This window comes from Sphingomonas sp. (assembly GCF_048594985.1).
Taxonomy (GTDB): domain Bacteria; phylum Pseudomonadota; class Alphaproteobacteria; order Sphingomonadales; family Sphingomonadaceae; genus Sphingomonas_I.
On the sequence record NZ_JBMDXG010000042.1, the window covers coordinates 1 to 13,851 of the forward strand.

Annotated in this window: 12 protein-coding genes and 1 pseudogene; 5 read left to right on the forward strand and 8 right to left on the reverse strand. The window is 70.6% G+C overall.

The features are described from left to right. From ACOJSF_RS01680 to ACOJSF_RS01700, 5 genes are all read right to left on the reverse strand, one after another. Nucleotides 1-528, reverse strand: a 528-nt coding sequence (locus ACOJSF_RS01680; RefSeq protein ID WP_420140506.1) for a DEAD/DEAH box helicase, incomplete at its 3' end; no start/stop codon positions are given. Between the two features lie 133 nt (nucleotides 529-661). Then, a complete protein-coding gene (locus tag ACOJSF_RS01685) occupies nucleotides 662-1,204 on the reverse strand; it encodes a hypothetical protein (RefSeq protein WP_420140507.1) in 543 nt (180 codons plus the stop codon). Between the two features lie 4 nt (nucleotides 1,205-1,208). After that, the gene (locus tag ACOJSF_RS01690; protein WP_420140508.1) at nucleotides 1,209-2,117 is read right to left on the reverse strand and encodes a class I fructose-bisphosphate aldolase; all 909 of its coding nucleotides are present in this window, start codon (nucleotides 2,115-2,117) and stop codon (nucleotides 1,209-1,211) included. A 143-nt stretch (nucleotides 2,118-2,260) separates the two neighbouring features. Further along, on the reverse strand, nucleotides 2,261-2,683 hold the full coding sequence (ndk, locus tag ACOJSF_RS01695) for a nucleoside-diphosphate kinase (protein WP_420140509.1): 423 nt from the start codon (nucleotides 2,681-2,683) through the stop codon (nucleotides 2,261-2,263). Between the two features lie 287 nt (nucleotides 2,684-2,970). Beyond that, a complete protein-coding gene (locus tag ACOJSF_RS01700; protein WP_420140516.1) occupies nucleotides 2,971-4,443 on the reverse strand; it encodes a leucyl aminopeptidase in 1,473 nt (490 codons plus the stop codon). 124 nt (nucleotides 4,444-4,567) lie between these two features. Here ACOJSF_RS01700 and ACOJSF_RS01705 point away from each other — a divergent pair, with 124 nt between their 5' ends. The 5 genes and pseudogenes from ACOJSF_RS01705 (at nucleotide 4,568) to ACOJSF_RS01725 (ending at nucleotide 11,414) form a co-directional block, all read left to right on the forward strand. After that, a complete protein-coding gene (locus ACOJSF_RS01705; protein WP_420140510.1) occupies nucleotides 4,568-6,838 on the forward strand; it encodes an LPS-assembly protein LptD in 2,271 nt (756 codons plus the stop codon). Nucleotides 6,839-6,910: 72 nt separating this feature from the next. Further along, nucleotides 6,911-8,236 carry a peptidylprolyl isomerase gene (locus ACOJSF_RS01710; RefSeq protein WP_420140511.1) on the forward strand — a complete coding sequence of 442 codons (1,326 nt, stop codon included), beginning with the start codon at nucleotides 6,911-6,913 and terminating at the stop codon, nucleotides 8,234-8,236. After that, a pseudogene (gene pdxA / locus ACOJSF_RS01715) lies at nucleotides 8,214-9,227 on the forward strand (4-hydroxythreonine-4-phosphate dehydrogenase PdxA). The gene ACOJSF_RS01710 and the pseudogene pdxA overlap by 23 nt, the downstream one beginning before the upstream one ends. Further along, entirely contained in the window at nucleotides 9,224-10,054 is an 831-nt protein-coding gene (rsmA, locus tag ACOJSF_RS01720; RefSeq protein WP_420140512.1) for a 16S rRNA (adenine(1518)-N(6)/adenine(1519)-N(6))-dimethyltransferase RsmA, read from the forward strand. Before pdxA ends, rsmA begins: the two are co-directional and overlap by 4 nt. A gap of 10 nt (nucleotides 10,055-10,064) precedes the next feature. Further along, on the forward strand, nucleotides 10,065-11,414 hold the full coding sequence (locus ACOJSF_RS01725; protein ID WP_420140513.1) for an SAM-dependent methyltransferase: 1,350 nt from the start codon (nucleotides 10,065-10,067) through the stop codon (nucleotides 11,412-11,414). 12 nt (nucleotides 11,415-11,426) lie between these two features. On the opposite strand, the gene ACOJSF_RS01730 is transcribed toward ACOJSF_RS01725, so the two are convergent. The 3 genes from ACOJSF_RS01730 to guaB form a co-directional block, all read right to left on the reverse strand. Further along, complete coding sequence (locus ACOJSF_RS01730) at nucleotides 11,427-11,957, reverse strand: tetratricopeptide repeat protein (protein WP_420140517.1); 531 nt, start codon at nucleotides 11,955-11,957, stop codon at nucleotides 11,427-11,429. 31 nt (nucleotides 11,958-11,988) lie between these two features. Beyond that, nucleotides 11,989-13,170, reverse strand: coding sequence for an RsmB/NOP family class I SAM-dependent RNA methyltransferase (locus ACOJSF_RS01735; protein WP_420140514.1), 1,182 nt, complete (start codon nucleotides 13,168-13,170; stop codon nucleotides 11,989-11,991). After that, nucleotides 13,167-13,851, reverse strand: a 685-nt coding sequence (gene guaB / locus ACOJSF_RS01740) for an IMP dehydrogenase (protein ID WP_420140515.1), incomplete at its 5' end; no start/stop codon positions are given. The genes ACOJSF_RS01735 and guaB, both read right to left, overlap by 4 nt.

Consider the following 13,851-nt stretch of genomic DNA (forward strand, 5'->3'; position numbering starts at 1 on the left):
GCTTTCGATCACCGGCGCGCCGTCCATGAGCGCAGAGAAGCGGTCGCCGTCGAGCGTCGCCGACATCGCGACCAGGCGCAGGTCGGGGCGGAGCGACGCCTGGACGTCGAGCGCGAGGGCGAGGCCGAAATCGCCGTCGAGGCTGCGTTCGTGGACCTCGTCGAACAGCACCGCCGAGATGCCGGCCAGTTCGGGATCGGCCTGGATCATCGCGACGAAGATGCCCTGCGTCACCACCAGCAGCCGCGTGTCGCGCGACTGCCGGCTGTCGAGCCGGGTCGCGTAGCCGATCCGTCCGCCGACGCCCTCGCCCGCCAGCTCGGCGATGCGGTCGGCGGCGGCACGTGCCGCGAGGCGGCGCGGCGAGAGCAGCAGGACGCGGCCGGTGCACCACGGCCGATCGAGCAGAGCGGGCGCGACCGCCGTGGTCTTGCCCGCCCCCGGCGGCGCGACCAGCACCGCGCCGCTGCCCGCGTCGAGCGCGGCGAGCAGATCGGGCAGCACGGCATGGATCGGCAGATCGGCCATGCCCACCCCCTAGCGGGTCCGATCGCAGGGCGGGAGGCGGCCCGGCGTTCAAAGTTTACGAAAGTTTACGCCAATACCGCCCGAAACGCCGCTTCCGATGGCTGCGCCTGCCACGCGATACAGTAGCAGCGCGCTATTTGTACTGTATATGTTCTACTTTGTCAAGGTCGCTGCCGGGCGCCAAGCTATCGAGGGCGCGGGCGAAAGCGGCCGGATCGTCGAGCTTGTGTGCGATCGCGCCGATCCAGCGGCGGCGCATCCGTACGGGCACGGACAGCGCGACCATGACGTTCGGCCAGTTGGCAAGCGCGAGGTTGAGGACATCGCGCTGGCGGAGCGTTTCGGCATCCCAGTCGGTGCGCAGGCCCGTCACCTGCGCCAGCGGAACGCGGATCGTCTTCAAAAATCCGAGACGCAGGGTGAGGCAGCCACCCGCGATCGTGACGGGCCGGCGGCGGAGCGAGCGCAGCAGCGCGACGAGCAACGCCACGGCCGACAGATCGAGCAGGCCGAGCGCGAGCGCCACGCCCCTGCCCCACAGCGCCATCGCAACGACGTGGAGCACCACGGTTTCGACCATGGCGAGCGCGAGCAGCACGCCGAGCGTCGGGCCGATCCCGCGATGATAGGGAAAGACAAGGACCGCCGCGCCCGCATCGGCAGGCGCGGCGGCCATCGGCTTATTCCTCGCCCTTGTAGATGCGGACGATCTTCGCGAGCAGGTCGAGCGCTTCCTCGCGCGGGCGCTGGAAGCTGTTGCGGCCGATGATCGACCCGTTGCCGCCCCCGGCGAGGATGTCGCGCGCGTCCTGATAGACCGCGTCCGAACCCTTGCTGGCGCCGCCGGAGAAAACGACGATGCGACGCCCGGCGAACGAGGCCTGGACGACGTGGCGGACGCGATCGGCCTGGTTCGACCAGTCGGTGCCCTCATAGGCCTTCTTGGCTTCTTCCTGCTCGATATGCGCGGTCGGCAGCTTCACCTTGATGATGTGCGCACCGAGCAGTGCCGCCATGTGCGCGGCATAAGCGCCGACGTCGAGCGCAAGCTCGCCCTCCTTCGACAGCTTGCCGCCGCGCGGATAGGACCAGATCACGGTCGCGATGCCCACAGCCTTGGCCTCGGCCGACAGCTCGCGGATTTCCTCCATCTGCTCGAAGATGTCGTCCGAGCCGGGATAGATGGTGAAGCCGATCGCCGCGCAGCCGAGCCGCAGCGCGTCGCCGACCGTGCCGGTCACGGCCTGATCGTTGCTGGTTGCCCAGCTGTTCGAGCTGTTGACCTTGAGGATGGTCGGGATCTGGCCGGCGAAGGTGTCGGCCCCCGCCTCGAGCGGGCCGAGCGGTGCGGCATAAGCCGACAGCCGGGCATCGATCGCGAGCTGGTAGTGATAATGCGGGTCGTAGCCGGCCGGGTTGGGCGCGAAGCTGCGCGCGGGGCCATGTTCGAAGCCCTGGTCGACCGGCAGGATCACCAGCTTGCCGGTGCCGCCCAGATCGCCCTGCATCAGGATGCGGGCGAGGTTGGTCTTCACGCCCGGATTGTCGGATTCGTACTTGTCGAGAATGGCCCTGACGATCGGGGTCATGCGCGGAGTCTCCCTCTGCGTGGTCGCGGAGGGAGCCCTAACGACACGGCCGCCCGGGGACAACGCCCCCAAGGCGGCCGTTACCGGTCACAGCGATCCGATTCGTGCAACGGCCATTCAAATCATGGCCGGCGCGGACGGGTTCAGCCGACGATTTCTTCCGGCTTGAAGAAATAGGCGATCTCGATCGCGGCATTTTCCTCGCTGTCGGACCCGTGGACCGAATTGGCCTCGATCGACTCGGCGTGGACCTTGCGGATCGTGCCCTCGTCGGCATTGGCCGGGTTGGTCGCGCCCATGACGTCGCGGTTGCGCTTCACCGCATCCTCGCCCTCAAGCACCTGGACCACGACCGGGCCCGAGATCATGAAGCTGACGAGATCGTTGAAGAAGGGCCGCTCCTTGTGGACGGCGTAGAAGCCCTCGGCCTGCTCGCGGGTCATGTGGATGCGCTTGGAGGCGACGACGCGCAGGCCGGCTTCCTCCAGCATCTGCGTGACGGCGCCGGTCAGGTTGCGGCGCGTGGCATCGGGCTTGATGATCGAAAAGGTGCGGGTGATCGCCATGGGCGTCCCTTGCTCCATCTTATAAGGTGGCGGAAAAGTCGCGCGCCTCTACCCGCCCGCCCCGCCGGTTGCAAGCCGGAGGGGCGGCGGGGTTCGTGGATGTCGAGGTTCAGCGACCTGTCCCGCAAACGTTCGTGCGAACGGGGTCGTCACCCCGGACTTGATCCGGGGTCCCGCTATCGCCGGCCGCAGCAGCGGGATCCCGGCTCAAGGCCGGGATGACGGGGAGATGAGCATCGAGCCGAACGGGACTGCTTCGGCTGGAAGACTAGGAATGTCGATCCGCTCTAACCTTCGAGCGTGTCCTTCACGAAGCTGTCGAGCAGGCGCACGCCGTAGCCGGTCGCCCCCTTCTCCCACAGATTCGCGGGCTTGGAGGCCCACACCATCCCGGCGATGTCGAGGTGCGCCCAGGCGACATCCTTGTCGACGAAGCGCGCGATGAACTGCGCGGCGGTGATCGATCCCGCCTCGCGCGGGCCGATATTCTTCATGTCGGCGATCGGGCTGTCGAGCATCTTGTCGTAGGCCTCGCCCATCGGGAAGCGCCACAATTTCTCGCCGGTCGCCTTGCCCGCCGCGAGCAGCTGATCGGCGAGCCGGTCGTCATTGGCGAACAGGCCGCCATGCTCGTGCCCCAGGCTGACGATCATCGCGCCGGTCAGCGTCGCGAGATCGACGATCGTCTTGGGCTTGGAGGTCGTCTGCGCCCAGGCGATCGCGTCGCACAGCACCAGCCGCCCTTCGGCATCGGTGTTGAGGATCTCGACCGTCTGGCCCGACATGGTGGTGACGACATCGCCGGGACGCTGCGCCTTGCCGTCGGGCATATTTTCGACCAGCCCGCACACGCCGACGACGTTGACCGGCGCCCTGCGCCCGGCAATCGCGCGGATCGCGCCGGCCACCGACGCCGCGCCGCCCATGTCCCACTTCATATCCTCCATGCCCGGCCCGGGCTTGAGGCTGATGCCGCCGGTGTCGAAGGTGACGCCCTTGCCGACGAACACGGTCGGGGCACCGGCCGCGCCGCCGGTGCCGTCATAATGCAAAGCGAGCAGGCGCGCCTCGCGCTCCGACCCCTGCGACACGCCGAGCAAGGCGCCCATGCCGAGCGCGGCCATCGCCGCTTCGTCGAGCACGGTGATCTTCACGCCGAGCGACTCCAGCGCGCGGCAGCGCTCGACGAAGCTTTCGGGATAGAGGATGTTGGCGGGTTCGCTCACCAGTTCGCGCGCGAACGCCACGCCATCATTGACGGCGGCGAGCGGCGTCCACGCCTGTTCGGCGGCGGCGACGCCATCGCCGACGACGATCTCTATCGCCGACAGGGTCGGCTTGGTCTTGGCGGGCTGGCGCGTGCGGTAGGCATCGAAACGCCAGCTACGGAGCGCCGCCGCCTGCGCCAGGGACGCGGCGAAGGCGGCGCGCCTGCCCACGTCGATCGCGCTCGCGTCGACGACCAGATTGGTCTCACCCGAGGTCAGCAGGCGCGCGACGAGCGCGCCGCCCGCGCGCGCGCCGGCCTGCGCGGCGCCGACGCCGACGAGCAGCACGCGCCGGACCGATCCGTCGATCTCGGCATGGAATTCGATGATCGCCCCGGCTTCGCCGGTGAAGGTGGCGGCCGCGCCGCGCGCGAGCGCGGTGGCAGACTGGAGCGCGGCGGGCAGCGTGACTTCGCCCGCGGCGATGGACGCAACGGGAATGGCGATCGCACGCGCGCCCGCCGGAATATCGGATCGAAACGAGATGGTGATCAAGGCCTGACGCCTCCTGATAGGGATGCCGATGCTATGGGCTCCCCCGCCCGCCGCTGTCAAAGCATGCGGCATGCCTCAAGTCGATTGCGGCGGCGGAACGGCTCCGTTAGGGCGGCGACCCATGCGTCGGAACAGGTGGGCACGTTTGGGGATCGCGCGCGCCTCGTTGATCGTCGCGCTGGCGGCGAGCGCGCCGGCGTTCGCCCAGGATTTCGGCGACCGTCCCGTGGCGCCGCCCGCCGACGGCGCGGGCGCGCCGCAGCCGGCGACCGAGGACGAGGTCACCTTCTCCTCCGCGACGCTGGACTATGACGACACGAACGAGATCGTCACCGCCACCGGCGACGTGCGGATGCTGCGCAACGGCAGCCGGATGCGCGCGGACAAGGTGGTGTGGAACCGGCGGTCGGGCGAGGTGCGCGCCACGGGCAACGTCGCGCTGACCAACCCCGACGGCGACGTCGCCTATGCCGACGACATCCTCCTGACCGACGAGATGCATGACGGCGTGGCGGACAACATGCTGCTCGTGCTGGCGGACGGCGGGCGGCTCGCCGCCGCGCACGGCAAGCGCGAGGGACAGATTACGCGGCTCGACCATGCCGCCTATACGCCCTGCGCGGTGCAGACGCGCGACGGATGCCCGCGCAAGCCATCGTGGCAGGTACGCGCGCTGCGCGTGACCGTCGACCAGGGGCGGCACCGCATCTATTATGACGATGCGCGGCTCGCCATCTTCGGCCAGACGATCCTCGCGCTGCCGCACTTCTCGCATCCCGACGGATCGCCCGAGGGGTCGGGCGGCAACGGGCTGCTGCTGCCGCATGTCCAGGTGAGCAACGCGACCGGCGTCGAGTTCGCGCTGCCTTATTACATGACGCTCGGGCCCAATCGCGACCTGACGATCACGCCCCACCTCTACACGCGCGTGCTGCCGGCGATCGAGGGCACGTATCGCGCGCTGCAGAGCAACGGCGCCTACCGCGTCAACGGCATGGCCACCTATGGCTCGCGCCTGTCCGGCAGCCGGTCGAGCGGCGCGCCCGACGCCGACAAGGACAAGGGGTCGCGCGGCTATCTCGACGCGTTCGGCACGTGGCAGTTCGGTCCCGATTGGACGATCACCGGCGCCGTGCGGCTGGCGAGCGACCGCACCTTCATGCGCCGCTACGACGTGTCGAACGACGATCGCCTGCGGTCGATGCTGCGCGCCGAGCGGATCGACAGCGATTCCTATCTGTCGATCGCGGGCTGGTACGTGCAGGATCTGCGCGCGGGCTTTTCGCAAGGGCAGCAGGCGATCGCGCTGCCGGCGATCGACTATCGCCGCCGCATCGCCGATCCGTGGCTGGGCGGCACGTTCCAGGCGCAGGTCAACACGCTCGCGCTGACCCGCACCGAGGGGCAGGACACGCAGCGCGTGTTCGCGGGCCTGCGCTGGGACCTGCGCACGCTGACCGGGCTCGGCCAGGAAGTGACCTTCACCGCTTACGGGCGGGCGGACGCCTATCATACGGACGACATTCTGCAGACGCCGACCGAGCTGTATCGCGGCGCGCAGGGGTGGCATGCGCGCCAGGTCGCGGCGCTGGCGGCGGACATGCGCTGGCCGTTCGTCGGCGAGCTGCTGGGCGGTACGCAGACGATTTCGCCGCGCGTGCAGGTGGTCGCCACGCCGCACACCAAGAATTTGGTCATCCCGAACGAGGATTCGCGCGCGGTCGACCTGGAGGACAGCAACCTGTTCGCGCTCAACCGCTTCTCCGGATACGACCGGTGGGAGGATTCGAGCCGCGTCACCTATGGCGGCGAATACAGCTTCACGCTGCCCCGGTTCGAGGCGCGCGCGGTGATCGGGCAGAGCTATCGCCTGACCAGCGAGCCGACCATCCTGCCGCCGGGCACGGGCCTGTCGGACCGCTTCTCCGACTATGTCGGGCGCGTCTCGATCGATTATGGCAGCTGGTTCGAGCTGGTCCACCGCTTCCGCCTCGACAAGGACAATCTGTCGGTGCGGCGGAACGAGATCGACGCGATCGTCGGCAGCCGCACTACCTATGTCCGCGTCGGCTACCTCCGGCTGAACCGCAACATCGCGCCGTCGATCGAGGATCTGCGCGACCGCAGCGAAATACGCGTCGGCGGGCGGGTGCGGCTGGCGCGTTACTGGTCGATCTTCGGTTCGACCGTGATCGACCTGACCAGCACCGCCGACGATCCGCTGTCGAACGCCGACGGCTATGAACCCGTGCGGCATCGCTTCGGCGTGCAATATGAGGACGAATGCCTGTCGCTCGGCCTGACCTGGCGCCGCGACTACGACCCGACCGGCGACGCCCGGCGCGGCAGCACCTTCAGCTTGCGGCTGGCCTTGAAGAACGTTGGCCGCTAAGCGCATGTTCAGCCGCGAGGGATCATGGCGGCCAGACCAGCGGCAATCGACGGAGCGGGCGTGAAGGCGGGTATGACGAGTTTGCGCGCGGGCGTGGCGTTTCTGATCGGCGCGTTCGCGATCGGCGCGGTCGGCGCGCAGCGCGCCGAGGCGCCGCCGTCGAACCTGGACCTGCCGAGCGACGTGAAGATCCTCGCGCACAACGATCCGTCGGTGCGCAAGGCGACCGCGATCGTCAACGGTGCGATCATCACCGACACCGACGTCGACCAGCGGCTCGCGCTGGCGCTCGCGTCCAGCCAGGGCAAGGTCGGGCCCGAGGAGCGCGCGCAGCTGCGCGTCCAGGTGCTGTCCAACCTGGTCGACGAGACGCTGCAGATCCAGGAAGCCGCCGCCAACAAGATCGTGATCGAAAAGGCGGAGATCGACCAGTCGCTCGCCCGCATCGCGCGCCAGTTCAAGCAGACGCCCGAACAGTTCGCCAATTACGTCCGCCAGCAGAATTCGAGCATCGCCTCGCTCCGCCGCCAGATCGAGGCGGAAATGGCGTGGCGCCGCGTCCTCGGCCGGCAGGTCGAGCCCTTCGTCAGCGTGAGCGACGAGGAGGTGCGCCAGACGATCGCCCGCCTCGAAGCGTCGAAGGGGTCGTCCGAATATCATGTGAGCGAGATCTTCCTTGCGTCGACGCCCGCCACCGAGCAGCAGGTCGCCGCCAACGCGCAGCGGATCGTCGAGCAGATCCGGCAGGGCGCCTCCTTCCCGGCTTATGCGCGCCAATATTCGGTCGCCTCGACCGCGGCGGTCGGCGGCGCTCTCGGCTGGGTCCGGCAGGAGCAGTTGCCCGAGGCGCTGGGCGGCATGCTGCCGCAGATGCAGCCGGGCACGCGGGCCGGCCCGATCCCCGTCGGCGGGGGCTTTTCGATCATCGCGCTGATCGACAAGCGCCAGATCCTGACGACCGATCCGCGCGACACGGTGCTGTCGCTCAAGCAGATCACGATCGATTTCCCGCCCAACATCTCGGCCGAACAGGCGCAGCCCAAGGTCGCCGCGTTCACCGCCGGGCTGAAGGCGCTGAAAGGCTGCGGCGACGTCGCGGCGTTCGCCCAGCGGATCAATGGCAACGTGGTCGACAATGAATCGCTGCGCGTGCGCGACCTGCCGCCGCAGCTCCAGACGATCATGCTGGGGCTGCGCGTGGGCGAGGCGACGCCGCCGTTCGGCGGTTCGGAAGGCGGCGTCCGCGCGCTGGTGGTGTGCGGCCGCGACGAGCCGCTCGACCCGAGCCTGCCGTCGTTCGACGACATCCAGTCGCAGATGTCGGACGAGCGGGTGAACCTGCGCGCGCGCCGCTACCTGCGCGACCTGCGGCGCGATGCCATCATCGAATATCGCTGACGCGGCACCGCTCGCGGTCACGCTCGGGGACCCGGCGGGGATCGGCCCCGAGGTCACCGCCAAGGCATGGGATGCGCGCCACGACCGCGCCCGGCCCCCCTTCTTCGCGATCGGCGACGCGCGTGCGGTGTAAGCCGTGTGGCGCGGGCCGATCGCGCGGATCGCCTCCCCCGCCGAAGCTTCGGCGGCGTTCGCCGACGCGCTGCCGGTGCTGCAGGTCGAAAGCGCCGGATCGGTGGCGCCCGGACGCCCCGACATTGCGGGCGCGCGCGGCGCGCTCGATGCGCTGGAGGTCGCGGTCGGGCTGGCGCGGACGGGCGATGCGCGCGGCATGGTGACCGCGCCCGTTTCCAAGTCGCTGCTCTACGAGATCGGCTTCACGCATCCCGGCCAGACCGAATTCGTCGCCGAGCGCTGCGGCATCGCGCACGAGCGCGCGGTGATGATGCTCGCCGGGCCGACGCTGCGCACGGTGCCGCTGACCATCCACGTCGCGATCCGGGACGTGCCGACGCGATTGACGGCGGACCTGATCGTCAGCCGCGCGCAGGTGACCGAGCGGGGCCTGCGCCGCGATTTCGGCATCGCCCGGCCGCGGCTGGTGATTGCGGGGCTCAATCCCCATGCGGGCGAGGGCGGCGCGCTGGGCCGCGAGGAGATCGACGTGATGGGCCCGGCGCTGGAGCGGCTGCGCGCCGACGGGATCGCGATCGAGGGGCCGTTGTCGGCCGACACCCTGTTCCACCCGGCCGCGCGCGCGCGATACGATGTCGCGCTCTGCCCCTATCACGATCAGGCGCTGATCCCGATCAAGACCTTGCATTTCGACGACGGGGTGAACGTGACGCTGGGCCTGCCGATCGTCCGCACCTCCCCCGATCATGGCACGGCGTTCGGGATCGCGGGCAAGGATCAGGCCGATCCCGGGGCGATGATCGCTGCGATCCGCATGGCGGGCGACTGCGCCGCCCACCGCGCCCGCGCCGCGTGACGCTCGACCTGCCGCCGCTGCGCGAGGTGATCGCGCGCCACGGCCTGTCGGCCGAAAAGGCGCTCGGCCAGAATTTCCTGCTCGACGGCCAGCTGCTCGCCCGGATCGCGCGCGTGCCGGGCGACCTGTCCGGCGCGCGCGTGTTCGAGGTGGGGCCGGGCCCGGGCGGCCTGACCCGCGCGCTGGTCGAGGCCGGGGCGCAGGTCATAGCGGTGGAGCGCGACCGCCGCTGCATGCCCGCGCTGGCCGAGCTGGCCGAGGCCGCCCCGCCGGGCGCGCTGCGCGTGATCGAAGGCGATGCGCTGGCGATCGATGCGGCGCAGGAGGCCGGGACGGGCGCGCACATCGTCGCCAACCTGCCCTACAATGTGGGCACGGCCTTGCTCGTCCGCTGGCTGGGCGGAGAGTCGTGGCCACCATGGTGGGCCTCGCTCACGCTCATGTTCCAGAAGGAGGTCGCCGAGCGGATCGTCGCCGCGCCCGACACCGGCGCCTTCGGCCGGCTGGCGGTGCTGGCGCAGTGGCGCGCGACCGCGCGGATCGCGCTTCCGGTCCACCGTTCCGCCTTCGTCCCGCCCCCCAAGGTGATGTCGGCGGTGGTGCATATCGTGCCCGCGCCCGCGCCGGAGGGCGTCTCGTTCCGCACGCTGGAGACGCTGACCGCCGCCGCCTTCGGCCAGCGCCGCAAGATGCTGCGCCAGAGCCTGAAGCCCGTGACGGGCGCGCTGGCGGCGCTGGAGACGCTCGGCATCGATCCGACGCGACGGGCCGAGACGTTGCGCGTCGAGGATTTCGTCGCGGTGGCGCGCGCGATCGATCGCCGCTAGCCGCGCCGCCATGCAGCAGGACGCGATCGCCGCGCCGCATCCTCGGATCGACCCCTTCGCGTACTGGCCGCAGGCACGCAGCGCCTTGCCCGGCCTAGGCGGCGAGCGCGATCCGCCCCGGCCCGGTTACGCCTTTCATACGCTCTACATCGCCGCCGGGGCGGGACCGAACCGCTTCACGATCGCGTTCGACGGTCTGTCAGCGACCAGTGGCGTACTCGACCTGCGGCTTCAGGAACTGCACGAGACGGAGCGGTCAAGTCGTGTCCTGCGCCGGATACGGGCTCCGCTGCGTGCGCTAAAAGCTCAGGCTGGGTGGCTGGAGGTGGCGTTCACCGCCGAGGCGGGTGCCTCCTACGCCCTGCACGGTCGTCTTTCGGGAGCGCACGACGCTAGGGCGGACGGGCTGACAGTCTCGCTAGACTCATGGGCGGACGGCGTCCGCCAGACGGCGCGGCTACAGGATGCGCGGTCGCGGATCTTCGCGCCGCCGTCCCGCGTCGGCGCGCCATTCTGGGCCCGGTCGGGACCGCTGGAACGCGCGGGCATGATCATCCGCCGCCCCGCGACGATCGCGGAGCCGATCTCGCAAATGTGCACCGCCGCGCAGTTCGACGAACCGGCCTATGCGGCGTGGCGCGAGCGGATGAGGTTCCCGCTGCACAATCACCGCAAGCAGTGGGAATTCGTCTACATCCTGCAGGCGCTGGAGCGGCATGGCGCGCTTCGGCCGGGCAGCCGGGGCCTGGGGTTCGGGGTCGGCGCGGAGAGCCTGCCCGCCTTCTTCGCCTCGCTCGGCTGCGAGATCGTGGCGACCGATCTGCCGGAAACCGATCAGGAAGCCGCGTCATGGCGCGGCACGGGGCAGCATGCCGACACGCTGGCCGGCCTGTCGCGGCCTGACCTGTGCACGGAAGACGACTTCTTCCGCCGGGTCAGCTTCCGCGCGGTCGACATGACCCATATTCCGCCGGACCTGACCGGGTTCGACTTCTGCTGGTCGGCCTGCGCCTACGAGCATCTCGGATCGATCGCGGCGGGGCTGAGGTTCGTGAAGGAGTCGATCCGGCGGCTGCGGCCGGGCGGGATCGCGGTGCATACGAGCGAGCTCAACCTCACGTCGAACACCCGCACGGTGGATCGCGGGCCGACCGTGCTGTTCCGGCGCAAGGACATGGAGCGGCTGGCGCTCGACCTGATCCGCGAGGGGCATGAGGTGGCGCCGATCACCTACGACATGGGCGATCGCCCGGTCGACGAGCATGTCGACCTGCCCCCCTACCTCGATGCCGAACACCTGAAGGTGGCGCTGCGCCAATATGTGACGACGTCGTTCGGGATCATCGTCCGGCGGGGCTGAGCGCCCGCGCCGTCACTGCTGCTTCTGGGTCTTGTCTTCCTCGCCCTTGGGCGGGACGGTGCTGGTCGCCTGTGCGGTGACGACCGGCGCGGGCGGCCCCTTGGCGATCGCGGCGGCGAGCGTGGCGGAAGCGGGGCACCCGCCCTTGCAGAGCTGATTGATGCGCGCGAGGTTGGCGCGCGCGCTTTCGACCGCGCCCTTCTGCACCATCGCCTCGCCCTGGCCCGACAGCGCGGCGACGTCGTTCGGATCGAGCACCAGCGCGTCGCGATAGAAACGGATCGCCTTGCCGGGCAGATTCTGCTGCGCGGCGACGCGGCCGAGCGCGACGAACGCGGCGCGGTTGCGCGGATCGAGCGCGAGCGCGGTTTCGAGCATGTCGTTCGCGCCGCCCAGGTCGCCCGCCGCGCGCAACGCCTCCCCCTTGCGCAGCAGCGCCATGCTGCGCGGGTCGATCTGCGCGTCGGGGCGCTGGCCGATGCTGCTCGACGAAACGGTCGCCAGCGCGAGTGCCAGAGCGACGGCATAAGGGGAGAGACGCATCAACAGCTCCAGAAAGCGCAAGACCACGCTCCTAACAAATAGGGGCGAAGGCCGCGATGAAAAAGCCGTCCACCCCGTCATGCGCGGGCGTCAGGCGCAGTCCGGGCCCGTGCGGTCGTCCGGCGGCGACGGGCGGGGGCAGCGCGCGCCAGCCGGGCCGGGCGGCGAGAAACGCCTCGGCCTGCCCGCGCCCCTCGTCATCGAGCAGCGAGCAGACCGCGTAGACGAGCCGGCCGCCGGGGCGGACCAGATCCGCCGCGAGCGCCAGCACCTGCGCCTGCGTCGCGCGCAGGCGGTCGAGCCGCTGCGGCGTGAGGCGCCAGCGCGCCTCCGGATTGCGCCGCCAGGTGCCCGTGCCCGAGCAGGGCGCGTCGACCAGCACGACATCGGCCTGCCCGCGCAGATCGGCCAGCCCCGCGGCCTCACGCCCGCCGTCGAGCAGGCGCGTCTCGATCGCGGCCCCGGCGCGTTCGGCGCGGGGCGGCAACCGCTGGAGCCGTGCGCGGTCGATGTCGCAGGCGATCAGGCGGCCGGCATTGCCCATGTCGGCGGCGAGCGCGAGCGTCTTGCCCCCCGCCCCCGCGCACAGATCGACCACCGTCATGCCGGGCCGCGCGGCGCAGGCGGCGGCGATGAGCTGGCTGCCCTCGTCCTGCACCTCGACCCGCCCATCGAGGAAGGCGGGGTGGCGCTCGACCTGCGTCCCTTCGGGCAGGCGGAGCGCGTCGCGCGCCAGAGCCCCGAGCGTCGCGCCTTCGAACAGCGGCAGCACGGCCTCCCGCTCCGCCTTGAGCCGGTTGACGCGCAGATCGAGCGGCGCGCGCGCCAGCAGGGCCGGCAGTTCGTCCGCGTCGAGCGTGGCGGCGAGTTTTTCGACCAGCCAGGCCGGCGCGACGCCGGCCGGCGTGGGTGCCTCGTCGGCCGCGATCGGGGCCGGGCCGCGCGCGCTGCCGTCGAACAAGGCCGCCAGTTCGGGCTCACCGGCGGCCAGCCCGATCAGGCCGGCACGTCCGTTCGCCGGCACGTCGCCCGCGCGCCGGATCGCGGCGTAGAGCAGGTCGCGCACCGCGCGGCGGTCCTTCGATCCGGCATAGCGGCGCGTCTTGAAATAGCGCGCGACGATCGTGTCGGCCGCCGCACCGCCGGTGCGCGCGGCGACGATCACCTCGTCGAGCAGCTCGATCGCGGCCTGAAGGCGCGCGGCGGGGGTCACCCCAGCGAGGGGTAGTTGGGCGCCTCGCGCGTGATCGACACGTCGTGGACGTGGCTTTCGCGCAGGCCGGCATTGGTGATCCGGACGAAGCGCGCCTTTTCGCGCAGCTCGGAGAGGGTCGCCGCCCCGGTATAACCCATCGCCGCCTTCACGCCGCCGACGAGCTGGTGGATCACGTCCTTGGCCGGGCCCTGGTAGGGCACCTGCCCCTCGATCCCCTCGGGCACGAGCTTGAGGCTGTCGCGCACCTCCTGCTGGAAGTAACGGTCGGCCGAGCCGCGCGCCATCGCGCCGACCGAACCCATGCCGCGATACGCCTTGAAGGCGCGGCCCTGATACAGGAAGGTCTCGCCCGGCGCCTCATCGGTGCCCGCCAGCAGCGATCCGACCATCACGGTCGACGCGCCCGCCGCGAGCGCCTTCGCCACGTCGCCCGAGGTGCGCAGGCCGCCGTCGGCGATCACCGGCACGTTCGACTTCCACGCCTCGCCCGCCGCTTCCATCACGGCGGTGAGCTGCGGCACGCCGACACCCGCGACCACGCGCGTGGTGCAGATCGACCCCGGGCCGATCCCGACCTTGATCCCATCCGCGCCCGCATCGATCAGCGCGCGCGCCGCCTCGGCGGTGGCGACGTTGCCCGCGACCACCTGGATCGAGTTGGACAGGCGCTTCACCCGC